The 25,558-nt window shown below is 39.2% G+C and carries 24 protein-coding genes and 1 pseudogene; 3 read left to right on the plus strand and 22 right to left on the minus strand.

The window, feature by feature from the left end; translation table 11 throughout:
- Positions 1-150 precede the first annotated feature (150 nt).
- The 17 genes from FGQ66_RS04875 to FGQ66_RS04955 all read right to left on the minus strand — a co-directional run bounded on the left by FGQ66_RS04875 (position 151) and on the right by FGQ66_RS04955 (position 14,356).
- Positions 151-879 (minus strand): metallophosphoesterase family protein, encoded by a 729-nt coding sequence (locus FGQ66_RS04875; protein WP_138301889.1) that lies wholly within the window; start codon positions 877-879, stop codon positions 151-153.
- A 230-nt stretch (positions 880-1,109) separates the two neighbouring features.
- Positions 1,110-2,048: an oxygen-dependent tRNA uridine(34) hydroxylase TrhO gene (gene trhO / locus FGQ66_RS04880; RefSeq protein WP_138301890.1), complete on the minus strand. Its 939-nt coding sequence runs from the start codon at positions 2,046-2,048 to the stop codon at positions 1,110-1,112.
- Between the two features lie 269 nt (positions 2,049-2,317).
- Positions 2,318-2,692: a VOC family protein gene (locus FGQ66_RS04885; RefSeq protein ID WP_005879892.1), complete on the minus strand. Its 375-nt coding sequence runs from the start codon at positions 2,690-2,692 to the stop codon at positions 2,318-2,320.
- A gap of 197 nt (positions 2,693-2,889) precedes the next feature.
- Positions 2,890-3,084: a hypothetical protein gene (locus tag FGQ66_RS15655; protein WP_138301891.1), complete on the minus strand. Its 195-nt coding sequence runs from the start codon at positions 3,082-3,084 to the stop codon at positions 2,890-2,892.
- A gap of 176 nt (positions 3,085-3,260) precedes the next feature.
- A complete protein-coding gene (locus tag FGQ66_RS04895; RefSeq protein WP_227644974.1) occupies positions 3,261-3,626 on the minus strand; it encodes a DUF6037 family protein in 366 nt (121 codons plus the stop codon).
- Between the two features lie 675 nt (positions 3,627-4,301).
- Positions 4,302-5,693 (minus strand): L-cystine transporter, encoded by a 1,392-nt coding sequence (locus tag FGQ66_RS04900; protein WP_081134504.1) that lies wholly within the window; start codon positions 5,691-5,693, stop codon positions 4,302-4,304.
- Between the two features lie 205 nt (positions 5,694-5,898).
- Positions 5,899-6,285, minus strand: a complete 387-nt coding sequence (locus tag FGQ66_RS04905) for a DUF1149 family protein (protein WP_005879896.1) — start codon at positions 6,283-6,285, stop codon at positions 5,899-5,901.
- Between the two features lie 68 nt (positions 6,286-6,353).
- The gene (locus tag FGQ66_RS04910; protein WP_171024574.1) at positions 6,354-6,959 is read right to left on the minus strand and encodes an HAD-IA family hydrolase; all 606 of its coding nucleotides are present in this window, start codon (positions 6,957-6,959) and stop codon (positions 6,354-6,356) included.
- 45 nt (positions 6,960-7,004) lie between these two features.
- The gene (locus FGQ66_RS04915) at positions 7,005-7,673 is read right to left on the minus strand and encodes a 2,3-bisphosphoglycerate-dependent phosphoglycerate mutase (protein WP_138301893.1); all 669 of its coding nucleotides are present in this window, start codon (positions 7,671-7,673) and stop codon (positions 7,005-7,007) included.
- An 11-nt stretch (positions 7,674-7,684) separates the two neighbouring features.
- Positions 7,685-8,125 (minus strand): hypothetical protein, encoded by a 441-nt coding sequence (locus FGQ66_RS04920; RefSeq protein ID WP_138301894.1) that lies wholly within the window; start codon positions 8,123-8,125, stop codon positions 7,685-7,687.
- Between the two features lie 55 nt (positions 8,126-8,180).
- Positions 8,181-8,852: an LCP family glycopolymer transferase gene (locus FGQ66_RS04925; RefSeq protein WP_081134509.1), complete on the minus strand. Its 672-nt coding sequence runs from the start codon at positions 8,850-8,852 to the stop codon at positions 8,181-8,183.
- A gap of 128 nt (positions 8,853-8,980) precedes the next feature.
- On the minus strand, positions 8,981-9,358 hold the full coding sequence (locus tag FGQ66_RS04930; protein WP_005879906.1) for a P-II family nitrogen regulator: 378 nt from the start codon (positions 9,356-9,358) through the stop codon (positions 8,981-8,983).
- Positions 9,355-10,128 carry a DUF1538 domain-containing protein gene (locus FGQ66_RS04935; protein WP_138301895.1) on the minus strand — a complete coding sequence of 258 codons (774 nt, stop codon included), beginning with the start codon at positions 10,126-10,128 and terminating at the stop codon, positions 9,355-9,357. The genes FGQ66_RS04930 and FGQ66_RS04935 overlap by 4 nt, the downstream gene beginning before the upstream one ends.
- A complete protein-coding gene (locus tag FGQ66_RS04940) occupies positions 10,125-10,808 on the minus strand; it encodes a DUF1538 domain-containing protein (protein ID WP_005879910.1) in 684 nt (227 codons plus the stop codon). The genes FGQ66_RS04935 and FGQ66_RS04940 overlap by 4 nt, the downstream gene beginning before the upstream one ends.
- 284 nt (positions 10,809-11,092) lie before the next feature.
- The gene (locus FGQ66_RS04945) at positions 11,093-11,974 is read right to left on the minus strand and encodes a carbohydrate ABC transporter permease (RefSeq protein ID WP_138301896.1); all 882 of its coding nucleotides are present in this window, start codon (positions 11,972-11,974) and stop codon (positions 11,093-11,095) included.
- Entirely contained in the window at positions 11,971-12,840 is an 870-nt protein-coding gene (locus FGQ66_RS04950) for a carbohydrate ABC transporter permease (protein ID WP_138301897.1), read from the minus strand. The genes FGQ66_RS04945 and FGQ66_RS04950 overlap by 4 nt, the downstream gene beginning before the upstream one ends.
- 226 nt (positions 12,841-13,066) lie before the next feature.
- A complete protein-coding gene (locus tag FGQ66_RS04955; RefSeq protein ID WP_138301898.1) occupies positions 13,067-14,356 on the minus strand; it encodes an ABC transporter substrate-binding protein in 1,290 nt (429 codons plus the stop codon).
- A gap of 139 nt (positions 14,357-14,495) precedes the next feature.
- Between FGQ66_RS04955 and FGQ66_RS04960 the strand changes: the two genes are divergently transcribed.
- Positions 14,496-16,040: a response regulator transcription factor gene (locus FGQ66_RS04960; protein ID WP_138301899.1), complete on the plus strand. Its 1,545-nt coding sequence runs from the start codon at positions 14,496-14,498 to the stop codon at positions 16,038-16,040.
- Entirely contained in the window at positions 16,037-17,749 is a 1,713-nt protein-coding gene (locus tag FGQ66_RS04965) for a cache domain-containing sensor histidine kinase (RefSeq protein ID WP_138301900.1), read from the plus strand. The genes FGQ66_RS04960 and FGQ66_RS04965 overlap by 4 nt, the downstream gene beginning before the upstream one ends.
- Before the next feature lie 165 nt (positions 17,750-17,914).
- Here the strand turns inward: FGQ66_RS04965 and FGQ66_RS04970 are convergent, their stop codons facing one another.
- Genes FGQ66_RS04970 through FGQ66_RS04980 form a run of 3 tightly spaced genes read right to left on the minus strand, consistent with a single transcriptional unit; the run spans position 17,915 to position 22,968 of the window.
- On the minus strand, positions 17,915-18,868 hold the full coding sequence (locus FGQ66_RS04970) for a beta-galactosidase small subunit (protein WP_138301901.1): 954 nt from the start codon (positions 18,866-18,868) through the stop codon (positions 17,915-17,917).
- A complete protein-coding gene (locus tag FGQ66_RS04975) occupies positions 18,849-20,726 on the minus strand; it encodes a glycoside hydrolase family 2 TIM barrel-domain containing protein (RefSeq protein ID WP_138301902.1) in 1,878 nt (625 codons plus the stop codon). Before FGQ66_RS04975 ends, FGQ66_RS04970 begins: the two co-directional genes overlap by 20 nt.
- Positions 20,710-22,968 carry an alpha-galactosidase gene (locus FGQ66_RS04980; RefSeq protein ID WP_138301903.1) on the minus strand — a complete coding sequence of 753 codons (2,259 nt, stop codon included), beginning with the start codon at positions 22,966-22,968 and terminating at the stop codon, positions 20,710-20,712. Before FGQ66_RS04980 ends, FGQ66_RS04975 begins: the two co-directional genes overlap by 17 nt.
- Before the next feature lie 113 nt (positions 22,969-23,081).
- Here FGQ66_RS04980 and FGQ66_RS04985 point away from each other — a divergent pair, with 113 nt between their 5' ends.
- Entirely contained in the window at positions 23,082-24,119 is a 1,038-nt protein-coding gene (locus tag FGQ66_RS04985; RefSeq protein ID WP_138301904.1) for a LacI family DNA-binding transcriptional regulator, read from the plus strand.
- A gap of 111 nt (positions 24,120-24,230) precedes the next feature.
- Here the strand turns inward: FGQ66_RS04985 and FGQ66_RS15660 are convergent.
- Positions 24,231-24,365 (minus strand): annotated as a pseudogene (locus tag FGQ66_RS15660) (DUF3788 family protein); the annotation flags it as partial.
- 16 nt (positions 24,366-24,381) lie between these two features.
- A complete protein-coding gene (locus tag FGQ66_RS04990) occupies positions 24,382-25,512 on the minus strand; it encodes a 5-methyltetrahydropteroyltriglutamate--homocysteine S-methyltransferase (protein WP_081134519.1) in 1,131 nt (376 codons plus the stop codon).
- Between the last annotated feature and the right edge of the window lie 46 nt (positions 25,513-25,558).

Consider the following 25,558-nt stretch of genomic DNA (forward strand, 5'->3'; position numbering starts at 1 on the left):
AAAAACTCCTTTGCAAATAGAGACATCCTTACTCGTGACCGTCACCAAGAATGCCAAATAAATATAGTTCCTTTCTATTTTATCATATTTTATAGGAACTGATCACAAAACAAAAAAGCGACACAAAACAACTGTCACTTTTCTGGTTTTCTAGCCTCTCCAACTGCCTTCATTATTCTGATATTCGATATCTTGGACGATCCCTGATCGATCAAAAACAACGCCATGCAATGAACCACCAAAGACTGCCCCACCATCAATACCGATCAGATTGTCACCATACCATAAATCAGTCGTCTGCATATCACCATGCAACATAGGTGTGATGGTATGTCCAAAGACGATCGTTTTCCCTGTATTGTTTTTTCCTGTATGAAAAGGTTCTCGAATCCATAGAAAATCCCGATCACTTGTTTGTCGCCAATCTTTTTTTGTTAAATCAACGCCTGCATGAACAAATAAGTACTCTTCCCACTCATAATATAGCGGACGCTCACACAAAAAATCGATCAACTCAGGATATCTCGAACGGATCATCATGGCAATCTCGGTTGGGGAATATTCTTCTGTAGCTCCTGGGTGCAACAGACTTTCAAACGTTTCTTTGCCCCCATTGCGTACGTAGGGAGCGTACCAATCTTCCGGTGCTTGGAGAAATTGTAAAAAGTATTCTTCATGATTGCCACGAAGATAGACTGCATTCGTTTCCTTTACCAATTTCATTCCTAATAAAAAGCACTCTTTTGTACGTGGACCGCGATCATTTAAATCACCCAGCAGAACCAGTTGATGGATTGAGGGATCATAGTGTGCAACAAGTTTTTGAAAAAGATCATACTCTCCATGGACATCACCGATTGCATAAATATAAGGTTTCATTTCATTCCCCTCCTTTGCTCCTCAGTATAGCTCATATTTTTATCAGAGAACAGAAAAAAGAGGAAGATTCAAAAGTAAAAAAATACTTTTTCTCTTCCTCTTAAACTGACTAAATACTGGAACGAATATCCCTTTTTAGATGTTGAGATCCTCGAAAATTCCAAAAGTGAAATCCCTGATTTTTCTCTTGTTTCTTACAGCTTCGTTCTCCATTTTTCTAATAAATGATTTTAAGCAAAAACAGACAGCTTCGCTTCAATTTCTTCGCTCGTTAGTTGATGTTCTTTGATATAACGATTTTGAGGATGTTGTGCACAGGCAACAGAACAAGAACCCAAGTGTTTTTCTTCATTCTCTACAGATGTGAGGAACTGCCGATTGCATTCGGGATTGCCACAATTGATATAGCGCTCGCATGGCGTACCATCAAACCAATCTTTCCCAACGATCTGCTTGTCGACCTGATTGATATCTACTGCGATCCGTTCATCAAAGACATACATTTTTCCATCCCACAACTCTCCTTGGACTTCAGGATCTTTACCATATGTTGCAATACCGCCGTGAAGTTGACCAACGTTCTTGAAGCCTTCTCTGACAAGCCAGCCAGAGAATTTTTCGCAACGAATTCCCCCCGTACAGTAAGTGACCACACGCTTTTCCATAAATTCTTCTTTATGTGCTTGCATCCACTCTGGCAATTCTCTAAAGCTGCGGATATCTGGGCGAACAGCACCGCGGAAATGACCAAGATCATATTCGTAGTCGTTTCTTGCATCGATCACTACTGTATCTTCGTCTAAGATTGCTTCTTTGAATTCTTTTGGTGAAAGATACGCACCCGTTATTTCTTTAGGATCGACATCTTCTTCCAATTTAAGTGAAACAAGTTCCGGACGTGCTCGAACAAACATCTTTTTAAACGCATGCCCTTCACTAGGATCGATTTTGAAAAAGGTATCTGAGAAACGGGCATCCGCCTTCATCGCTTCCATATATTTTTCTGTATCTTCGATCGTTCCAGAAAGAGTGCCATTGATTCCTTCATGCGCAACTAAGATTCTGCCTTTTAGATTCAATGACTTGCAAAAAGCAAGATGGTCTTTCGCAAATTCTTCGGGATCAGTAATTGTCGTATAATTATAGTAGAGTAATACTTGGTAGTTCATTTTTTTCTTCCTTCCTTCTATTCCTTCCAAAATAGTATAAAAAAGGAAGTGTACTTTGACGATTTTTATGCTTGTGTATTACTGTTCAAACCCAAAGTTTACATAATATAATTATTGTTTTTATTTGGTAGTTGGCCACAAAATTTTACGCTACATACTTGATTGTAACCCATAACTCAATCAATCACAGTTTGTCTTTGGAAAACAGGAAAAAAAAGACCACCAACATATATCCTTGGCAGTCTACTTTTCACAAATAGAGCGATTGTTTATTCTTTTCCTGTCACAGCAAAGTAATTGCCGTCAGGGTCAGCAAAATTAAAGACATACTCTTCACCAATACGAACAAGGTCACCTAATGTAACACCGTATTCTTGCATCTTTTTATATAAGCCGAAAATATCTTGACTATAAAACATCAAAGAAGGTGAACTTCCAGCCGTTTCAGGTGAATGCTGTTCGATGAACGCACGATCATACAACACGAAAGATGTTGAAGCACCTTCTGTGGCAGCCACCTCAACGATCAATGTGCCATCCATTTCTTGACGATCTATTTCTTTAAAGCCGACAGCTGTCCAAAACGCTGTATTTTTTTCTACATCATCGACATACAACATGATTTTCAATTCATTGGTAAACATACTTTCCCTCCACATTTCTCTAAAAAGAGCCATAATCTCATCCAGTTTAGCATACAGCCTATTAAAAATCTATGTTTACCAGTCCTTCAAACTTTATCCTAAAACGTAAGAAAACCTTATCTCAAAAACCTGTCATCCATGTTGATTCTCTTTCCTCGAAATGTGTTATTGATAAAGACAAAGAACTTCGCCTTACTTTAAAAAGAGCGTGGGACAAAACTAAAAATCAGTTTTGCCACAGACTCTCGAATAAACGGTGGGAGCAGAAGTAACTCCTTCTTAAATAAGCCGAAATTCACAAAAATTTGAAAAGCAATTTTCGTGAATTTCTTCTTATTTCTCGGAGTTAAACACTTTTGTCCCAACCTCTTTGCATAATTTTGTTCGTACATATACAGCTTACTTGCAAGACTCAACAACTTAAGCTAATATAAAGAAAAGGGACTATGCTCGAACATAGCCCCAATGTAGACCCGTTAAAAAGACGGTAGCATTAGTTTTTTATAGTTTTTAACCATCTAACTTCTACCCAAAGTGATTAGATGGTTATTTTTTGTCCTTATGGTCACTAATCAGCAAAACAGATGTCGCAAAAGCGATCATCAGAATAACAAAAACTTATCCGTCTATCTAAACCAAACTGCTCATATAATTTAGGTCTTTTACGTCTTGTTTTTTCATCATTATACTTAGATCTATAAATTTGATCTCCTTTTTTATTTACTCCGTTTTCTTTCATACCAAAGCAATACTTTCCATCAGGATAAGTATTTATAACTTGCAAAATAGCTTGATCAATTTTTCTAATTACTAACTCCTTAAATTTAGAAGGTACTTTTTCTTCCATTGATCCCAGCACCCCCTTTAAAAGGTCTTTAAAATGACTTTTCTTTGAGGTACTACGATCAATTTCAAAAAAAACGATACAAATCAATAGGGTTGGGGATATTCGGCCATCTTACTCGACAGAAACATTCCAAACAATCTTCTAAATTACCATCTTTAAATACTCTAACCATACATATCGTTTTTCTATCTTTACGCAAATCTTTTTCTGCTATACTTAAAACAGCGATACAATCGTGTTTATTATAAATAAAGTATAGCCCCCTGATGAAAAATTTGAAACGAGTATCAAGGATATTTGATCTGGAATTCAATAATTAATTTTTATTCTTTTCCTCTTGACTAAACGTAGGAATTAGCTTACTAATTGCTAAAGGACTTAGTAAAGCTGTAGAAAATATTTTAAACATTGATAGTTTTATACTATCAACATTTATAAGCATTTTAACTATCTATGGGTGTTTAGCGTTGTATTTCTACATAAAAGGCCGGGAGACAAAAAAATAAATATATAAACTTTGGAGAGAAAATATTATGAAAAAAATGAAATTCGATGTAATTCAACAAAATTATCCTTTAATATTCTTTAAGTTTGCTGTAGATGAATTTCACTTTTTCACTTTTCGGAATAATTGAAATGATTCTATCAATAGATTGAGATATGACAAACCTCGATGCGTTGAAATCGATCAAAGGATTCATAAAAAAGCATGACTCGAACGGACAGTTTCTGTCTCACTCAGTCATGCTTTTCTTTTAATATTTAAGCATTTACGTCGATTACTTTTGAATCATCTTTAATTGCATCTCGATCTAGATCTTTGATCCTTGCACTTGTAACGATTCCGGCAACCATACTACCACTGACATTTGTTGCTGTCCGGGCCATATCGATCAATGGTTCTACGGAGATCACTAAGCCAACGATTGCAACTGGTAAGTTCATCGCACCTAATACGATCAATGAAGCAAATGTTGCTCCACCACCGACACCAGCAACACCAAATGAGCTGATCGTTACAATTGCTACCAACATCAAAATGAATTCTAAACTAAAGACATTGATTCCCGCAGCTGGTGCAACGATGGTTGCTAACATAGCTGGATAGACACCGGCACAGCCGTTCTGACCAATAGATAACCCAAAACTAGCAGAGAAGTTTGCAGTGGCTTCATCTACACCTAGCGCTTTTGTCTGCGTTTCAATATTCAATGGCAAAGCGCCTGCACTTGAACGGGATGTAAATGCAAAACTTAAGACAGGGAATGCTTTTTTGAAGTAATCGATCGGATTCACTTTTACAGAAATCAAAATCAGTGAATGAACGATCAAAACAGCTAATAACGCAACATACGATGCCAATACAAATTTCCCTAAGTTGACGATCGCAACGAAATCGCTAGTTGCTAATACGTTCGTCATCAATGCAAAAACTCCATAAGGTGTCAAACGCAAGACTAATGTGACGATTCGCATCACGATTTTATATAAGCTATCAATCAAATTTGAAAAGAATTCTGCTTCTTTCGGTGCTTTTCTTTTTACTCCTAAGTAGGCGATCCCTACAAAGGCAGCAAAGATAACGACGCCGATAGTACTTGTTGCACGAGTCCCAGCTAGATCCGCAAAAACATTCTTAGGAATAAAAGATAGGATCTGTTGGGGAATCGTCAAGCCGCTTACCGCTTCTTGTCTTGTGGCTAATTCAGAGATACGAGCGGTTTCCGCAGCACCTTCTGTGAATTTTGCTCCTTGAAGACCAAAAAGCATCGTTGTACCAATCCCAATCAACGCTGCGATGGCAGTCGTCGCTAATAACGAAGTTAAAACAGTTGCACTGATTTTCCCTAATTTTTCAGAGACTTTCATTTTAGTAAATGCGCCAACGATCGACACAAACACTAATGGCATGATCAACATTTGTAAGAAGCCCACATAGCCTTCCCCTACGATATTGATCCATTGCATCGATTGACTCACAACTGGGTCATCTACTCCGAAAATCAATTGTAATAAGCCACCAAAAACGATTCCGATAGCTAGTGCCGTATAGACACGTGTTGAAAATTTTGTATGGCGCTTTTGCATTCGATAAAACACATATAATAATGCCGCAAAAACTAGAACCACTAAAACTGTGATGAGTGTTGTCATTTTTCTCCTCCTCTAATTTTGAATGACAAGTCCATCGAAGGAAGTAAAGGTTCCCGAAAATGACTCTTCAGACATTTTCCTGAAAAAAATTTTTTTTCAGTGACTTAACCATTTTAGACTATTCGAGAAGAAATAACAGTTATTTTGCTTACAATTAGTAATAGAAAAAATAATCAGCGATAGCTTTTAACTATCACTGATCATTTTACGCTTCTTTTTCAGATTGAAAATTCAGTTTCACACCTGGTTGGTCCAAGGCAATCTCAGTCACTTCATATGCTAATCGTTTAACGATATCAAATAACGGAGCGACCAATTGATCGACCTCTTCTTGTGTTACATCACTTTGACCCTCGATTTTACGATTGAGGACATGGTTGATTTGACTTACACTTCCAGATAAAACATATGTATCGAAAACCAATCGAAACTCTAACCGAGCTCCTACGATACTGTGCTCTTTCGGATAGTTTTCAATGGTTTCCTTTAACGGTGAAAATCCTACCTTCAAGTCTGTTTCTACCTCTTGATCTTTTGGCTTCATATCATAATGAAATGACTCTACTACTTCTTTTTGTCTTCTGATTTCCATGTAATCACTCCTTTCCCAAATTATAACATACCTGTGATTGAAGAGGGATACTTATTTGTGAGCTCCCTCTAAATCGTAAGGATTTTCCTCAAGTCATCAATAACATAATCTGCAGGGATTTCTCCGAGAAAATGATCGATATCATATAGACAAGTGAGGACCCCCGCCCGTTTTCCAGCCTCGATATCTAAACGCCGATCACCGATCATCATCGTTTCTGATTTTTTCATCTCGAAACGTTCGATCAGATAATTCAAGGCGTCAGGGGAAGGCTTGCGGGGAAAATTCTGATCGATCCCGACAACTTCTTCAATCAGATCTGTCAGTCCGTATTTTCCAAGCAATTCCCATGTTGATTCCGTGAGACGATGGGTCAGAATAAAATGTCTAGCCCCATGATTTTTCAATGAACGCAAGACTTCTTCAGTTGCCGCAAATGGTTGTGGTTTCAAAGAACTTTCACGTTCATATTGATGGAATAACGGAGTGAATTCCTCTTCTTCAAGCTGATATTCCTCTCTAAGCTGACGGGTAGAAAATTTCTTCATTGTTTGGTAAATCTCTCCGGGATCTTTGATGATTCCAAAATCTTGAAGCGCTTTTGCTGCTCCTTCAACCATTGCTGGATAACTATCATATAATGTTCCGTCAAAATCCCAGATGTAATTCTTGATTTCCATGTGATTCTTTCCTTTATACAGTATTTTTCCGCTCGTTTTTTATAAAAGAGACTTCTCGATGATTTCCAACTGATCATTGAACGTGTACTGGATGGGTTGCGCATTTGGGATATCGATCGTATCCATCTGGTCTTCTGGCACATTTTCCAGATACTTCGTCAACGCCCGCAAGCTATTGCCATGTCCAACGACTAAAATGTTTTGCTGATCCAATAACCGTGGCGCCAAGTTGTCTTGCCATAATGGGATCACCCGTTCAACGGTCATCTCTAAACTTTCACCGTGGGAGATCAATCGTGGATCAAGTTGGTCGTATCTGCGATCAAAGTGGTTTTCGGCTGCTAATGGCGGGACTTCTTTATACCCTCTGCGCCACTTTTTCACTTGTTCTGCACCAAACTCGGCTTTCATTTTCTCTTTGTTTTTCCCAACTAAAGCACCATAATGACGTTCATTCAATCGCCAAGTCTTATCAACAGGAAGATACAGTTGCCCCATTTCCTCTAATGCCACTTGGGAAGTTTTGATAGCCCTTTTTAACACAGACGTATATACGTGATCGAAAAGCAATTCATTTTCTTTCATCTTACGACCAGCCGTTCTTGCTTGTTCCATTCCTTTTTCAGTCAGCGCGACATCAAGCCAGCCTGTCCAGTAATTTTCAAAATTTGCTTCACTTTCACCATGTCTTAATAATACTAGTTTCATCACATTCCCACCTAAACTTTCGTTTCAAATTGAGTACCGCATTTTTTACAAGTCACACGTATCCGCCCTTTTCCTTTAGGTGCTCTTTGATTTTGATGACAAGTTGGACAAGCAAAGAATGTATAGTGATTCACAGTCGTTTTCTTTGGTTGTTTGCTTGAAAACCGGTGTGCCTTCTCTTTTATCTGTTCAGCAAACTTCAAGAAACGCTGATTTTCATTCAGCCTTGGATAGATTTTCGTTGAAAGGAAACGATAAAGGATTACGCCTATCAAAAGAGCAAAAACAAAATAGCCGATAAAAAAAGGTAGCCATCTACGGAATAAACTGAACAACAATGCCCCAATCAGTAATAATCGATTCAGCGCATCAAACTTCCCATATCTCCCTTTCATCAGTCGATTGTAATTCCTTCTTAATTTTATTATACGTTCAAACCAAATTTGTGCCATAAGAATTCCTCCTATTCCTGTCTATTATGTCAAAAAAAACAAAAAAGGAAAAGGCTCAATTAGCCTTTTCCAATGTCAAACGATGAAGAGCATTTCGATTTTTGGTAAAATCAATGACGATCACTTTCTTCTCATCTTCTCTTTTCACCACACGAAACGTGTCGTTTAGAGGAAGCGTCAGTTTTTTCGAAGGCACTTCTTTCAAGCGTAAAAAGCGTCTAATCAGTGAAATCAGTTGAGGAAACTGTATAGAGGTGTGCAGTAGTTCTGAATGTTTCTTTAGCAATTGTGTTGTTTTCAATAGATTTCGTTTTTTTCCGATTTCTTTTAGGAAACTTTTTAAAATCTTCTGCTGTCTTTGAAAGATGGAAAAAGAATTTTTTTCGTCCACCTGATAACGCATCTGATCTTGTAGTTCTTGATCTGTCAGATGGATCTGCTGTTGGTTCTCTTCTATTGTCATCCCATTAGGAAACAATTCAAATACGACCTGATCCCAGCTCTCTAATGAAAGCTCAAGGTAATCTTTGACTGGCAACTCCAGTTCTTTATTGAAAAAAGCTAAGATAGCATCCAGTCCTTCTGATCGATAAATTTCTCCCAAAGTCAAGCCTTCTAAATGGAATTCTGGCGAAAAATGCAACAGCGTTTTATCTTCAGTTAATTGAACATAAAGAAAGGTTGAACGTTCAATGGCTTTGTCCTTTAAAACAACTAAAAAATTCATTTTACTCCTCCTTTATCTACTTTAAAATAGCATATTCAAAGGAAGTTGTCTGGAAAAAAGAGAGGGATTTCATAAAAATTTAGTAATTTGCTTGCCTGTGCTTTTTGCCTAAAACTAGAATATTTTACTTATGAATCATCTTCTAGTAATTCTTTCATGCCGATCGTCTCACGGTATTGATGGATCTTCGTGATCCCGATCACTTTGTCGACGTCGATACTAAAACAGATCCCATTACCTGGTACATCGATATGTATCCCTTTGCCAATAGCATCCATCACTTCATTTGTGATACTGTCAGGAACAAGGGTCAAAACGATATCTTTTTCTGGTGAGATCTCCAACCCTAAAAACTTGCCCGTATCATGCACGCCAGATCCCCGGCCATGTAGAATCGTCCCGCCTGCCGCTCCAGCAGCTTTGGAATAGTCGATCACATCTTCTCCTATTCCGCCGTCAACGATCGTGACGATCATATGCAAATTCAAAGCGACTAAATCTTTCATCGTGTTTCCTCCAACTGTTGTAATTTTAGTTTTTCTTTCTGATCTTTTTCATCTTTTCGCTTATAGATATAGCCCAAAACTAAAGTGGACAAGATTGGCGTCAGTGCAATCATCGCCACAACTCCGAATCCGTCGATAATCGGATCTCTACCTTCGATTTGCGCTGCAATAGACACACACATGGATAAAAGAAAGGTCGAACACATCGGCCCTGTAGCTACTCCGCCATTGTCGAATGCCATAGCTAAAAAAAGTTTGTCTACTTTTCTACCTAAAATAAAGGCAAGACCGTAACCTGGAATCAGGAAGTAATAAAGAGAAAAACCGGCTAGTAATCGCCACATAGATAAGCCTACAGCTAGTCCAATACCAATCGATATCACTGCTAGCATGACTTTTGCTCGAATCCTTCCTTCACTTAGTTCTTCCACCTGTTTTACCATGACATGGATCGCTGGTTCAGCAAACCCCACTAGAAAGCCCATGATAAAACCTAACGGAATCAATAGATGATTCTGTTCAATTGCAGCAATCGCGCTTCCTAAATGCTGTCCCACCGGAACATAGGCCATATTGACACCATGCAAAAACAAAACCAATCCAATCGTCGTGATCAAAAAGCCTTTAAGAATGTTCCAGAATCGTTTTCTGCGTATACGGAAACTAAAAAAATTCAGCAAAATAAATAGCAGAACAATTGGTAAAACTGCTAAGACCACTTCGTACAGGATCACCTCGATCCCAGCAAATAATTCCTGGATCGTACTCATTGGAAAATCACCCCCAAGATCATCACCGCTAGTATCGGACCTAAGGAAGCAATGCCGACCATACCAAAGCTATCATTTTCGTTTTTGCTTTGCCGGATCATACTCGTCATTCCTCCAGCTAATGCCAAAATAAAAGGAACTGTGACAGGACCAGTCGTCACACCACCAGAATCGAATGCAATCGGCATGAATTCAGTAGTGGTAAAAAAGGATGCAATCAGCACACCTAAATAACCGATTGCCATCAAGCGATAATAAGATACTTTGAATACGACACGTAATAGAGCAAAAGCTAAAAAGACCCCCGTTCCGATACTCACGATCCCAATCAAAAGCAATCGGCCAATCTCACCATCCGAGATCTCATACACCTGCTGTCCCAATACTTGAACAGAAGGCTCCGCAATAGTGATAACGATTCCAATAATGAAGCCTAAACTGATCAAAATCGGTAGATTCCGTTTCTTGATCAGGTATTTACCGACCAAGTCGCCAACTTCCATCATTGAATAGTCCGCACCAAATAAGAATAATGTCATACCGATCATCATAATCGCCGCTCCAAATAGAAACGAACCCATCTCTTCTGAAGTGAGTGGAGCGAATATAACCGTTAAAATAACTATCAACACGGTCATCGGTACTATTGCTGTGATAACTTCTTTAAAGTTTTTTAGCATGTATCCTCCTCCTTTATTCCATTCTACCTGATATCCATCCAATTATCGAGCATAAACAGAAAACGTTCACATTTTATTTGAGAATTTCTGATCGATTTTTTTATAACAAAAATTTTAGTGGAGTGAAAAATTTTGATGACGACACATTAGGATCAAAAGATTTATTAGACCACTGGCATACTCGTCTACTCGCAAAATAAGTCGAATAATCCTGAAAATAGAAAAAGATATCCTCAGATTATTCGACTTATTCATTTGCGTGTCCATGTTCTTTTCGTTGACACTTATTTCACAGAACCGATCATCCCCTGCACGAACTGTTTTTGTAAGACAAAGAATACGATAGCAGTCGGTAACGTTGCAATCACTAGACCAGCCATGATCATGCCGTAATCTGGTGTATAAGAAGCACCCATTGCTGACAATACTAACGGAACTGTACGTTTGTCTGGTGATTGCAAAGCAACCAAAGGCCATAAATAATTGTTCCAACTACTCATAAAGGTAATGATCGCCGCAGCTGCGTATGTGTTCTTAGCCGTTGGCAAATAGACTCGAAAGAAGATACTTAACTCTTTTAGTCCATCCAATCGTGCAGCTTCGACTAGGTCTTTCGGAAAGGACTTTGCATTTTGACGGAAAAAGAAAATCAAAAACGCTGTACTCACGGAAGGAAGAATCACTACTAAGAAACTGTTGATACCTAAAACTGTGCCATTCAATTGTGAAAACATCCGATAGAGCGGGATCATCAACGCCGCAAAAGGCACCATCATCGATAAAAGCAAAATATTGAATACTTTTTCTTTTCGCTTACTTTTATAAATCTCAAATCCATACCCTGCCATAGAAGAGATCAACAGCGCAAAAACTGTTGTGACGACTGCGATCATCGCAGAATTTCCCAAGGAGCGCATAAAATTCAAGTCATTTGAAAAAAGGTTTTGAAAATTGACGATCAGATTGTCGCCGATTTTTAATTTTCCTCCCGAAATATCGATCGCTGTATTGGTCATTCCCAAAATCATCCATACAAAGGGAAAGATGGAAATAAACGAGATGATACTTAAAGCGGTGTATTTGAACAAATCAAGAAAACGAAAAGAACTTGTTTTCTTTTTTTCAACGTTTTTTACTACTTCATTCCTTTGAACGACTTCTTTCATCGACTTTCCCCTCCAACCTTAGTTTGTATAACTGATAGAAGTACGATAAAAATCACGATGACAAACGAAACTGCCGCCGCATAGCCAAAATTTGGAGTGAATTTATAGCTTAGATTATAGATGTATTGTGAAAGCGTGGTAGTTGCATTTGCAGGCCCACCACCAGTGATGTTTTGTACTTCATCAAACAGTTGAAGTGTGCCGATCGTCGAAGTGATTGACGTAAATAAAATGATCGGTTTTAAATTAGGGATCGTTACTTTAATGAATTGTTGCCACTTTGAAGCCCCATCGATTTCCGCCGCTTCATAGATCTCTGGATTGATATTTTGCATTCCCGATAAAAAGAAAATCATATTATACCCTGTCCACCGCCAAGTGATTGAAATAATAATCAAGACCTTAGCCCAAACCGGATGAGTCAACCAGCCAATTGGATCATCGATCAAGCCAATCGATATGAGCATATTGTTGACCAAACCAGATTGTGAAAAGAGACTTTTCATAATTAGAGAATAACTGACCATTGAAGTGATACAAGGTAAAAAAATAGCTGTTCGGAACAATCCCTTCATCTTCAATTTCTTATCATTCAATAAATTGGATACAAAAAGTGCCAAAAACAACATGATTGGAACTTGTACCAGTAGATATAAAAAAGTATTAAAAAATGCTTTTTTGAATGTCGTATCGTTCAACATCCGCTGATAATTCCCCAACCCATTGAAGGTCATATTGACTGGGGGACCGCTTTGAAAAGATGTGATCAGCGCGAGAATCATGGGAATAAATACCATGATCGAAATCATTAGGACTGGTAGGATCAAAAAAGCATTCCCATTCTTAAATAAATCTTTTCCTCTCATTCTATTACCCACTTTCATTATACCGATTCTAACTTTCTTGCTACGAGGCTCCCGACAAAACAGTTAGAAATTTTTTTGTAGGAGCTATACACAAAGCAGTTTGCTTAGACCTCGCTGATCTTCGCAGCGCTTCGTGCTAGCTACCTATCTACTTAATTTAACAACCATTCATTTCATCAACGTCTCGACTAGACGAACCGTCTACTCATTTTCGCTGATCATTTCCTTAATTTGCTAATTGTGCTTCTACTTGTTTTTGTGTATCTGCTAATACTTTATCTGTGTCTTCTCCATTGATGATCCGGTGCAACGATTCTGCTACAACCGCTTCGATCGCATACGTTTCTTGTCCATAATTCACTTCTGGTATCTCTGCTGTCCATTTAGAAAAATCATCGAATACTTTTTGGCCACTATAAAATTCAGAAGGTTCTTGATACACTTTTTGATCCTTAGCACTTAACATCGTTGAGACTAACCCGATTTCTTTCGCTAAAGTTCCCATCAAGTCAGCATTAGTAGCAAACGTCTCTTTTAAGAAATCCTTGGCATTCTTTTCTCCAGAAACACCTTTGATCAGGTACCAGCCCGCACCACCTAAGTTTGACGCTTGTGCTTTTTGCATGTCAGCAGGAAGTGAAGGTGTTGGTGCAATTGCCCATTTTCCTGATTGATCTTTTGCTCCTTGGATCGTTGATGAATACCAAGCACCGATAGGACTTGATGCGATAGCCCCAGACTGGATTGCTGTTACACCTGCATTCCAATCAGACGTTTGTTCCACTAAGTCTTCTTTCAACAATGTTGCAAAGAGATTCAATCCATATTTCAAAGATTGATTATTTTCGATAGTGACAGTTTTCCCGTCTTCTGCTGTATACCATTCACCAGCTTCTTGCATGATCATTCGAACTCTTCCAAGGTCAGATGGGTTGACTTCAGTGATTTTCTTGCCCGTCTTCTCTTTGACATCTCTTGCTACTTTTACATAATCATCCCAACTTAGATTTTGCATATCTTCTTGACTATACCCTGCTTCTTCCAGAAGATCTGTACGATAAAAATTAGCAGTCACTCCTGAATCAAAAGGAACACCATAGATTTTATCGCCCACTTTGTTCACTGCGAATTTATAAGCCGCAAAATTATCTTCATCAACAATATCTGTTAGGTCCGCAAAGGCATCCGGATAGGAATTCAAATAGCCTTGAATACGATAATCTTCGATCAGGACGATGTTTGGTAAGCCATCGGTATTTCCACTCGCCAATGCCGTATTCAATTTTTGCACGATATCATCTTGTGACATAGTCACCACTTCCACATCAACGTCTTCATTCTCATAGACTTTCTTTGCTTCATTGACCGCCTTGATATTAAAAGTTTCATCCCATGCCCACACTGTTACTTTGTCATCATTACTTGCTGCTGAATCAGAAGAATTCCCACATCCCGCAAATAAAGTTGCAGCAGCAGTTAAAATCGCGGCACTTGCTAAAATCTTTTTGAAATTCATAGTCAACCCGTCCTTTTTCATTTATTGTTTAGGTACAGTTTGTATATTACCAAACATTGTAACCGTTTTCTTGTGTTTTCGTGTTCCTCCAAAAAAAGTCCTAAAATAAGAAAAAAATCCAAATATCCATTTGGTCAAAATGAACTACTTCGTTGAAATGTACTTGCATTTCTTTTTAAATCCACGTATTTTAAAATTAGCATTATTTAAAGGAGGTACTTTCTTGACAAATTTAATGTTCATCGATGATGAGAAAACCATTTTACACGGCTTGACGAACCTAGTTGATTGGGCTAGCCATGACATCAATATAGTAGGTGCCTTTTCTAATTCTTTGGAAGCGCTTGATTTTTTTGACCATCAACCTGTGGATATCGTAGTGACTGATCTGATCATGCCAGAATTGGATGGCATTGAACTTTCCCGCTTATTCAAAAAGAAACAACCAGATGTCCAAATCCTTGTTCTTTCAAGTCATGATGATTTTCAACTGGTAAAAGATTCTTTTGTTGGTGGCGTTTCGGACTATTTACTTAAACCAAAATTGAACCCGGAGAATCTACTTTCAGCAATCACGAAGTTAGTGCACAAGAAACAGAAACTCCCTTCCACAACGGAGTCTTTGAAGCAAGATTTAGCGAATTATTTTTCCGGACAAACAACTGCTTTATCCAAAAAAAAATTTTCCTATCCCATTTTTTATCTTGTTTATAACGAAATGAAAGAGCTGACTTATCTGAAAGAAAAATCTCTAACCAGTGAATGGCCACTTGAATTTTTCCCTTTCACGACCCTCAATCGTGGATTCGGCTGCTTGATCAATACGGCTAGTACCGATATTTACCCTCAACTTATCGACTATCTATCAGAAACCAGTAAGACGAAGGAGACCCTTTGTATCCTCTCCAAGGAACTTGATTTTTCTGAACTTTATACTGAGTTTACGCTCCTCAAAAAGAATGGTAAGGGACAGTTATTTTATCATTTGCACAAAGGATCACTGGTAGCAGATCAACTAACTCCGCTTGTTCCTCATTATGAAACGAGTACGAAAAGCTACCTCACAAAAATCGTGAACAAAGATTATTTGTCAGCAATCAGAGAATTGAGCGCTACAGTTGAAACGATGATCGTCCTAAGAATCGATCCCTTATTTTTGAAACATGAAACAATGAATCGACTCTATGCGCTGATCCATGCAATGGACGATGAAGAAGAGAAACATTACGAATTGACCAAATTAAAAATGACTTTGACGGCACAATTTGCTGATGCCTTTGCTATTGAGCGTTTTGTACAAATATTTACCAACATCATTCAACAGTTGATGGTCTGGGTCGTTCCTGAAAAAAAAGAGAATTCTGCTATTTTAACATTGATTTATGAATACGTTCAGAGAAATTACCACGAAGACCTGTCTTTACAATCTATTTCAGAAAAATTCCACTTTTCTTATAGTTATCTTTCGACTATTTTCACGGAAAAATACGGCATCAACTTTACAAAATATCTAAAAAAAGTGCGTATCCAACATGCAAAACGACTCTTAACAGAAACAACTGACCCTCTCTCAGAAATCTGTTCTCAAGTGGGTTATACCGACTTAGGCTACTTTTCACGAGTCTTTAAAGAAGAAACAGGGATGAGTCCGTCCCATTACCGCAAAGGAAGCATGGTGAAATGAAAGCAAAACTCAAAGAATACGAATTATTTACAAAATTATTCATCATTTTGTTTATTGCACTGTTCACTCAAGCGATCATTATTTCACTTTTTATTTATCACCAATCAAAAGAGGCTTATGTCAACCTATTTGATAAATCGAATGAACAAAGTTTAGTAAAAATCCAACGAGATTTTGAAATGCTGAATGATAATATAGAAAAGACATTATCTTCGATTGCCGAAAATCCAGGGGTAGAAAGTTACTTTTCTACGGAAAACCAGCCTGCGTTATCACAGCTTTCAGATTTAAAAGAGATCCATCAGATGACACTCAGCTTTACCGCTATTTCTCCTTATATCGATTATGACCTGATGATTTTCGGAGAAAACGGGCGGACCTTTGTTGGAAATGACCTCATCGCTAGCATGGATGCGAACGCTTTTTTTCAATTAGAGATCCGCAATAAGATCGATCAGGTGTCTGCGTCAACTCAAATGGTCTTTGTTGATTTTGGACTTACACAGAAAAATCAAGCAGAAAAAAGTATTCTTTTTGTCAAAAAATTGCAGACTTCGCTGAATCAAGTTTATGGCTATGCTGTCATTGCTATCTCTTCCAAACAAATGGCGCATCTCTTCAGCACCATGATCAATCCAGATATCTCAAAAATCTATTTGCTTAATGAAGAACAGACTGTTATTTCATCAAACGAAGCTACTATGATTGGTACGACTTCCGATTTGTTTACTGATTTGACCAGCAATGAAACAAAAACGATCGGCTCTGCACGCTTGACCAGGCTTCCCCTGTATCGACAAAATTCAACACTTATCAGTAAAGTCGATAGCAATTTAGTGACCAATCAGATGGGGATCCTCTTCCCAATCATTTTCTTCAATTTGATCATTCTTATCCTCGTGGGAGGCGTCGTTTTTAGTTACATGAACCGCCAGACGAAGTCGATCTATGCCTTGATCCATTCGATCAAACAAAACAAAGAAACGGCCCCGAATGCCCATGTATCGATCCAAGGAACTTACGAAACAAAAGTACTAGGTTCTACGATCAATCAATTGCTTGATACGATCGAAGAGAGCCACGAACGATCGATTAAAGCCGAAAAGAAAAAACGTATCTTGGAGATACAGACGATGCAAGCGCAGATCCAGCCTCATTTTATTTACAACACATTGACAAGTTTGAAGTTTCTGATTTGGCAAGGAAAAAATGAAGAGACCATTACTGGGATCGACCATTTTATTGATTTGTTAAGAAGTACGATCGGGAAAAAAGAGGAACTGATCACAGTAGGTGAAGAATTGAATAGTGTGCAAAGTTATATCCACATTCTTGCACTTCGTTATGGGGACGAAATTTCTACCCGGATCATGGTACCTGAGGAATTATTTTCTTTCAAGGTCCCGAATATGATGATCCAACCAATCATTGAGAATGCCTATCTCCATGCTTTTCAATCGAAAAAAACAGGATTTATCACGTTATTTGGCAAGCTTCATGACGATTCTTTGATCTTTGAGGTAGTGGATAGCGGAGATGGATTCGATACTAGTTTAACGAAAAAAACGACTGATTTCTTTTCGGGAATAGGAATCAAAAACGTTGATGAACGCATCCGCTTATCCTTTGGTGAAGCATATGGTCTCACGATCGAATCTTTTATTGGCGTCGGCACGACCGTCAGGATCACTTTGCCGATCATAGAATAACTCTGAATTTCTGTAAAAAAATCCATTACCAACGTACGATTTTTCCGCTACAGTTTGCCCTCAGACTTCTTTTAGACAACAAATAGCAACCAAATCTCTCGATGGAGAAACTTGGTTGCTATTTGTTAGCTTTTTTAAATACTTTTTTTGAATACAGCGGTCAGGTTACTTTATCACAAAAGAAAATTCATGATCTTCTTCTCCACTGATATGATAGTCGTCTTCCACATCTGCACCCCAACTATTGATTCCACCTACACCTCGAACTCTCCCCAACATCGTCAAAACAGTTCTTCTTGCTGGTGGCAATTCTTCTCTATGGGTCGCATTTTCCAATTCCTCTGCTGTATACGGCAATGCGGAAAAAGCGAAATCTCCTGTTACTTGTTCAAATCGCAAAGAAAATTTTTCCTTTTCTTTTTCTACATTGCTCAATGTAGTGTCTCTCGTTATCTCTACCCATTTTGTTTTCATATGGACACCGCAATCTTGTGGTACCAGATAAGGAGTCACTGGCAACCCAGTTATTTTGTAGATACCTTCTACTCCACCAGCCATTCGGTCAGGATACGTTTCCCCAGACAATCCTTCATAGGTAAAACTCGTCGCCTGCGTTGGCATGATAAACCGTATTCCTAAAAGAGGTAATTCTGGTACCCCTTTTTGTCCATGGTACACTACATTGACCTTGATTTCCCCAAGCGCATTGATCCGGTAGCTGACAACTACTTCCGTTTTTGGTACTGTATTGTATTCTAGTGTGAATAGGATCTCTGCGGAAGATACGTATTCTGTATTTGAATACTGATTATTGACCGGCGCGATCGGCAATTCGATGGCTGCATCGTCTATCTCTACCTGAATCTGTTTGACTTTTGGATACTTTCCTGCCCCTAACCATACAGATGAACGATACCCAAACCCATTGCCGCGATCATTGTCTGTCAACGCTCGCCAAAAAGTAGGCAAGGTCTCACGATAAAGCCATTCTTTTCCATTTTTGTTCAATGATTCCATGCCACCTCTTGTATAAGAAAAAATATAATGGAATCCTTGTCCTTTCAGCCCCAGTGTACAATCCCCGTAAATGACCCTTAACTTAGTTGCTGTATTTTCCATAATAATATCTTACCTCCTGTAAAGCTGGCTTCTCTTCTCCATCTGCAAAGACGATCCCATTTCCAGAAAATTCATAATCACTAGGACGATCATCAAAATCTCCCCCATAACGCATCACCTTTTGATTCGTGATTGGATCGATCATTTGGATTGCTTGATCTTTAAAATCCCAAATGTATCCACCTTGATACATCGGATACTGTTCTAACAATTCCATGTACGAGGCCATACCGCCTAATGAATTGCCCATATCATGCATATATTCGCATAAAATAAAAGGTTTTTGTGCTTCTTCTTCAAGATAGGCACGAACATCTTCTGGGGAGGCATACATACAACTTTTCATATCTGAAATCGTTTCTTCGAATTGGGGGTTAGGGAAGTTCCCTTCGTAATGCACCAACCGATCCGGGTCTTTTTCTTTGTAATAGTCATTCATCAAACGAATATTTTCTTCTGCATAGGATTCATTTCCGAGAGACCAAAATAAAATACTTGTATGATTCTTCAACGTCTCGAAATTTGTTTTTGCCCGATCCAATACATTTTCACGCCACTGGGGAATATTTCCAGGAACATTGTAGGAGGGTTCGAATGCCCCCATCTTCTGCCAGGAGCCATGGGATTCTAAATTGGTTTCTGCCATAACATGGATACCTGCTTGATCACAAAGATAATACCAGGCGATCTGGTTAGGATAATGGGAGGTTCGAACACCATTGATATGTGCGTTCTTAATGATCTTTACATCCCGTTCCATATCTTCAAGCGTGATTGCTCGTCCTTTTTCCGGATGCCATTCATGTCGGTTGACACCATTGATGATCAACCGTTTTCCATTTAGATACATGATCTTATCTTTGATCTCGATTTTACGGAAACCAAAAGGATAGTGGGTATATTCGGTTACTTCTCCGTCCTTACGGGTCTCCAGTTCGATCCGATACAAGCGTGGTTGAAAATGTCCCCAAAGTTCAACCTTTCCTAGATCAACACGATGAGAAAGCGAAGCGGTCAACACCAATTTTTCTTCATAGATTTTTCTTTCTGTCGGATCAAAGATACGAAGATGCACTTCACTGTCAGGAAGGATATTTTCAATCTGGATATCCATTTCCAACTGTCCATGTTGCAACGTTTCATCTAATTTAGGGCGCAACCAGATATCTGCCAAATGATTTTTTCCTTTTGCAATCAGTGTAACATCGCGAAATATCCCAAAGAAGCGGAAGAAATCCTGATCCTCGATAAATGCTGCTGTACTTCGCTTATGGACTTCTACAGCCAGCTGGTTTTTTTCTTCCAGATAGGGTGTCAAATCAAATTCAGCAGGGGTAAATGAGTCTTCTGCGTAACCAATAAAATGACCGTTCAGCCAAATATACATCGCCTGTTCTACACCTGCAAAATGGATCGAGACCTTTTCTTGTTTCATTTTCTCATTCAAACGGAACGTTGTGAGATAGGAACCAACAGGATTATATTCTGCCTGAGAGAACAGTCCTTTCGTTTGTGCTATGCTAGCCGTTGTAAATGGTGGGCGACGAAACTCATGGCCTTCCCAAGGATACATCGTATTGATATAGTGGATCTTGTCATAGCCAGCTAACTCGATATGACCAGGAACAGCTATTTCATCAAAATCACTGCTATCAAAATCCTTTTTATAGAAATCTACTGGACGACTCTGTGCATTTTTTGAGTACTTGAACTTCCATATCCCATTCAAGGATTGGATACGTGAGCTAGCTGTATTGATTTCTGATTTTGAGCCATAGATCACATGGTCACTGTGTGCTTCTAACTGATTTACTCGAAATACTTCTGGATCATCTAGCCAATCAATTGTTGCGTTCATTTGCGTTCTCTCCTTCTTCCACTTTGATAAAATGAATGAGCGATGTTTGAAAATCGCCATAAAAATCCGGATAATAAAGCCCTGCTGTCATCAATTCAGAACCAGAATAGATCTGCCCAGTTTGTTGATCACGGTAAAAATCTTCCTCCGCCAAACCAGCTAAACGGATTTCGTGGAAGTCTGGCTGCGCATTTGCTAATTTTCTGCTTAAAAACAATACCGCTTCTTCCTGATCTTTTGCGACAAAAATCCAAGAAGCAGTTGCCTGCTCAAAAGGATCATGCAAACGATAGAAATCGCCATACTGAACGGTTTGCCTGATTTCTTTATAAAAAGCGACTTGTTCCTTCACTTCGTTCTTTTCTTCCTCGGATAAGTGTGTCAGATCTAGTTCGTACCCAAACACGCCACCCATCGCAACATCGCCACGTGTTTTCAAACTAGTCACACGGCCAGTCTGGTGATTTGGTACAGCAGAAACATGTGCAGTCATGGCAGAAATAGGATAGCCTAAACTTGTCCCATACTGGATATTGATCCGCTCCACAGCATCGGTATTGTCACTCGTCCAGGACTGCGGCATATAGTGCAACAAACCAGCATCAAATCGCCCGCCACCACCAGAGCACCCTTCCCAGAGGATCTCTGGATAATCCGTCGTAAGCCGTTCCATCAGTTCATATAATCCTAAAACATAGCGATGGAGCACCTCTCCTTGATTCTCTTTTCCTAAAGAAGCAGAGTAAGCATCCGACAATGAGCGGTTCATATCCCATTTGACATAGTCGATGTCAACCGTATCCAGCAGTTTGCGTAATTGCGTTTCGATTGCCGCACGTACCTCTTCACGTGTAAAATCAAGCACATACTGGGAACGTGAAACAGCAGGTGTTCGATCAGGTTCAGACATCAAATAATCTGGATGATGCCGATAAAGTTTTGAATCAAGAGAAATCATTTCCGGTTCTACCCATATCCCAAACTGCAAGCCAGCTTGATGGGTGTAATCAGCAAGCCCTTTTAATCCATTTGCTAACTTGCCCCGATATTCATACCAATCCCCCAAAGAAGAATTATCCGCATCCCTTTTGCCAAACCATCCATCATCTAAAACGAACATCTCAAGTCCAAGTTCTTTTGCCTCATCGATTATGGCTTCCAATTTTTTACTCGTAAAGTCAAAATAAGTCGCTTCCCAATTATTGACTAGAATCGGGCGCTGTTGGTATTGATGTTTTCCTCTGGCAACTCGTTCTTGTAACAACTGATGGGTGACCTGACTCATTTGGTTCAGTCCTTGATCAGAATAAGAAAGGAGGATCTCAGGAGTTTGAAAACTTTGATTTGCAGCTAACAACCAATGGAAATTATAGGGATTGATGCCCCCGATCACTCTGGTCTGATTGATTTGATCCTTTTCGATCTCAAAAGAATGGTTTCCTGAATACACAAGGTGTATCCCGATGGCTTCGCCTGCAAACTCTGTCGTATGTTTATTCGTCAATGCAATAAATGAGTTCATCTGGTGACTGCTTGACCCTCGCCGGCTTTCAAAGGATTTGATTCCATCCAAAATTGGCTGTCTTGAGATTTGCCGTTCTTTTACATGGGCGCCCGGTAACGCAATCACCTCATCAAATCTACCTGAATGAGTGAGATCGATCTGGAAAGAAGCTGCTTTCTCAATAGCGATCGTTTCTGTTGTTTGATTTCTGATATTCACACAGCGAGTGATCACCGAGCGATTGCGATAGATCGTATACATCAAGTCAACGTACACACCTAACTCACGATCCTTTAACGTGATCACCAACGTTTCCGCTTCCTTCGCTTGTAAAACATAGGCATGGGGCAATCCTGATAAAGCAGGTTTCCCCTCACTTATTTGATAATCATGGTATCTAAGATCCAGTAGATTAGAGCCATTTTCTCTACGAATCACCAGAGCAGGCAAGCGGTAATCCATCCCGCCGTGGCTAGAGTATTCTTGTGGCAGCGTATCTTTTGAAAAAGAACGATCATCATTTAACGGTGTATTTCCGGAGAATCCACGATCTCTTCTAGGATAGTTTTTATGATGTCGGTACCCCTTGATCCTCTTCCCAAAATAAACATGGGCTAAGACATCCGATTCTTCGATTTGGATAATGTAGGAAATCGTGTCATTCGCCAAATGAAATATTCGGTCTTTTTCATCGTATGTTACTAATTCAGCACACTCTATATCTTTTACTGTTTCCATCTCTTCACCTCTTCACAAATAGTAACCGTTTACTTTTCTTACATTTCCTGTATACTGTTTACTAAACAAATTTGTCAATAACAATTCAAAAAAATTTTTTTCGAGGTGGTCATATGGTTGGTATTAGAGATGTAGCCAGAAAAGCGAATGTTTCCCCTACGACAGTTTCACGGGTCTTGAATGAGGATAAAACGATCAATGTAGCAGATCAAACAAGGGACCGGATTTTTGCAGTCGCTGCCAGTTTGAACTACGATATCAATAAACGAAAATATGTAAAAAAACGATTGCCTTCAATTGGAGTCATTTCAACGATTAGTAAAGCCAGTGAAGAACAAGATAGTTACTATAAAGAATTACGTGCTGGATTGGAAGAAGAAGCCAGCCGTCTGCATATCGGCATGAATCGAATCTATAATCTATCCGATAATCCCACAGAATGGAAAGATTTGGATCAGTTAGGTGCGATCATCGTCGTTGGCACTGTGACGAAACAATCCATCTCTGATCTCCTAAAACAAAACAAACATTTAGTTGTAGTCGATAATCCAGACATCCAGCAAGAAGTTGATATGGTTTACGCAGATTTAGAACGAATGACTAACTCCGTATTAGAACTTTTTTTAGAAAATGGCCATCAGAGGATTGCCTATATTGGCGGATATCAAGTAGATATGGATGAATTCGGTGGGAAAACAATCACAGAAAATGAAAAAAGAAGTCGTGCCTATCTTCATTTTATGCGAGACCATCATTTAGAAAACCACACCACTCATTATTTGGGTGAATGGACGGAAGAATCAGGGGAACGACTTGCCAGTGAACTACTAGCTGACAATAAAACAAATTTACCCACAGCGATTCTTATCGGAAGTGATCCAATCGCACTTGGCGTTTACAAAGCACTAGAAAAACAAGAGATCCAAATCGGAAAAGACATCGTGCTTGTGAGTTTTGACAATATCGAAGCAATTTCGACTCTCTCCCCTGGGTTAACAAGTGTTGCCATCAGTGCAAAAGCGATTGGTAAATCGGCTGTTCGATTGGCTGTAGAACGAATCGACCACCTTAGGGAAGAACCAATCATCGTCACCTATCCGACACGACTGATCGTAAGAGAAAGTTTCGTTCCACAAACGAAACAAACTTAAGGACAATAAAAAAGCGTTGGTTCGCTACCTGTTCAACACGTGAGAACAAGTAGCGTGCCAATGCTTTAATTGAGCGTGAGACAAAAGTAAGAAACGCTTTTGTCTCATTCTTTAAAAACGGATAAACGGTGGGAGCAGAAGCAACTCCTTCTTAAATAAGCCAAAATTCACAAAAATTTGAAAAGCAATTTTCATTGATTTCTTCTTATTTCTAGGAGTTAAACACTTCTGTCCCCGCCTCTTTTTCGATCAACTAAACAAATCATTTCCAGACTTCTTCTGCAATACTTTTGACGAATGCCAGCTTTTCCCATTGTTCCTCTTCAGTCAATATATTGCCTTCTTCAGTGGACGCAAAGCCACATTGTGGGCTAAGGCATAATCGATCTAAAGGCAGATATCGAGTTGCTTCGTAAATGCGTTCGATGATTTTCTGGCGATCTTCTAGTTCCCCACTTTTAGTAGTGATTAGTCCTAAAACCACTAACTTATCCTCGGATACTTTGGCAAGTGGTTCAAAGCCACCTGAACGTTCACTATCGTATTCCAAATAATACGCTTGGACATTTTCTTGCGTGAACAAAGGATCTGCCACATCCTCATACCCACCAGCTGCAGCCCATGTCGAGTGATAATTTCCGCGACAAACATGCGTGTTCAGCGTCAAATCGTCTGGCTGATCTGCTAAAACAGCGTTGTTGATCGTTAGGTACAGTTGCGCTAACTCCTTGCGCACTTCTCGTTCATCCTGTTGCGTTTCTGCTAAAAAGCCTTTAGGTAAAGGAGCAACTAATACGCCCCACGTACAATCATCCAATTGGATCGTGCGGGCTCCGGCTTGATAAAGGTCCGCGATTACTTGGCGGTAAGCTGCAACGATGTCTTTGATCAATTCGTCATTTTCTGGATAGATTTCTCGAATCTTTGGTAAAATATCCGGACGAAGCAGTTCCACTAAAATTTGAGCAGGAGCAGGAATCGTTTGTTTTACTTCGATCCCGGCGCTAGTATGCTCACGAGTAAATCGAAAATGGTCAATAAACGGATGTTCTTCTCCTGAAATCTTGCCAGTGACAGTAATCGTCCCAGGACGTGTTTCTTCTCCATGGAAAAAGTAGCCGTGTTCTGGCACAAAAAACTCGATCCCATTTAGTCCATAGAAGAAATCCAAATGCCACCAACTTCTGCGGAATTCCCCATCTGTCACAGCCTTCAAGCCAAGAGCCTCTTGTTTTTTGATCAAGTCGATGATGGCTTCATCTTCTACTTTCGTCAATTCTGCTTGACTGATTTTTTGTTTGTTAAAGTCCTCTCTTGCTTGTTTCAATTTTTCTGGTCTTAAAAAACTCCCTACAATATCATAACGAAATGGTGATGTTCTACGTGTTGTCATGTGTTTTCCTCCTCTTTAACAAATGCGCGTGAAGTTTCACGGAGCA

This window comes from Enterococcus sp. BSD2780061688st2 D3 (genome assembly GCF_005844145.1).
Lineage (GTDB): Bacteria > Bacillota > Bacilli > Lactobacillales > Enterococcaceae > Enterococcus_B > Enterococcus_B durans.

Bases quoted from the DNA above. Each gene is read 5' to 3' on its own strand.
- FGQ66_RS04875 (WP_138301889.1), bottom strand. From the start codon at position 879: ATGAAACCTTATATTTATGCAATCGGTGATGTCCATGGAGAGTATGAT.
- trhO (WP_138301890.1), bottom strand. From the start codon at position 2,048: ATGAACTACCAAGTATTACTCTACTATAATTATACGACAATTACTGAT.
- FGQ66_RS04885 (WP_005879892.1), bottom strand. From the start codon at position 2,692: ATGTTTACCAATGAATTGAAAATCATGTTGTATGTCGATGATGTAGAA.
- FGQ66_RS15655 (WP_138301891.1), bottom strand. From the start codon at position 3,084: ATGTACGAACAAAATTATGCAAAGAGGTTGGGACAAAAGTGTTTAACT.
- FGQ66_RS04900 (WP_081134504.1), bottom strand. From the start codon at position 5,693: ATGACAACACTCATCACAGTTTTAGTGGTTCTAGTTTTTGCGGCATTA.
- FGQ66_RS04905 (WP_005879896.1), bottom strand. From the start codon at position 6,285: ATGGAAATCAGAAGACAAAAAGAAGTAGTAGAGTCATTTCATTATGAT.
- FGQ66_RS04915 (WP_138301893.1), bottom strand. From the start codon at position 7,673: ATGAAACTAGTATTATTAAGACATGGTGAAAGTGAAGCAAATTTTGAA.
- FGQ66_RS04920 (WP_138301894.1), bottom strand. From the start codon at position 8,125: ATGGCACAAATTTGGTTTGAACGTATAATAAAATTAAGAAGGAATTAC.
- FGQ66_RS04925 (WP_081134509.1), bottom strand. From the start codon at position 8,852: ATGAATTTTTTAGTTGTTTTAAAGGACAAAGCCATTGAACGTTCAACC.
- FGQ66_RS04930 (WP_005879906.1), bottom strand. From the start codon at position 9,358: ATGAAAGATTTAGTCGCTTTGAATTTGCATATGATCGTCACGATCGTT.
- FGQ66_RS04935 (WP_138301895.1), bottom strand. From the start codon at position 10,128: ATGAGTACGATCCAGGAATTATTTGCTGGGATCGAGGTGATCCTGTAC.
- FGQ66_RS04940 (WP_005879910.1), bottom strand. From the start codon at position 10,808: ATGCTAAAAAACTTTAAAGAAGTTATCACAGCAATAGTACCGATGACC.
- FGQ66_RS04945 (WP_138301896.1), bottom strand. From the start codon at position 11,974: ATGAAAGAAGTCGTTCAAAGGAATGAAGTAGTAAAAAACGTTGAAAAA.
- FGQ66_RS04950 (WP_138301897.1), bottom strand. From the start codon at position 12,840: ATGAGAGGAAAAGATTTATTTAAGAATGGGAATGCTTTTTTGATCCTA.
- FGQ66_RS04955 (WP_138301898.1), bottom strand. From the start codon at position 14,356: ATGAATTTCAAAAAGATTTTAGCAAGTGCCGCGATTTTAACTGCTGCT.
- FGQ66_RS04960 (WP_138301899.1), top strand. From the start codon at position 14,496: ATGAACTACTTCGTTGAAATGTACTTGCATTTCTTTTTAAATCCACGT.
- FGQ66_RS04965 (WP_138301900.1), top strand. From the start codon at position 16,037: ATGAAAGCAAAACTCAAAGAATACGAATTATTTACAAAATTATTCATC.
- FGQ66_RS04970 (WP_138301901.1), bottom strand. From the start codon at position 18,868: ATGGAAAATACAGCAACTAAGTTAAGGGTCATTTACGGGGATTGTACA.
- FGQ66_RS04975 (WP_138301902.1), bottom strand. From the start codon at position 20,726: ATGAACGCAACAATTGATTGGCTAGATGATCCAGAAGTATTTCGAGTA.
- FGQ66_RS04980 (WP_138301903.1), bottom strand. From the start codon at position 22,968: ATGGAAACAGTAAAAGATATAGAGTGTGCTGAATTAGTAACATACGAT.
- FGQ66_RS04985 (WP_138301904.1), top strand. From the start codon at position 23,082: ATGGTTGGTATTAGAGATGTAGCCAGAAAAGCGAATGTTTCCCCTACG.
- FGQ66_RS04990 (WP_081134519.1), bottom strand. From the start codon at position 25,512: ATGACAACACGTAGAACATCACCATTTCGTTATGATATTGTAGGGAGT.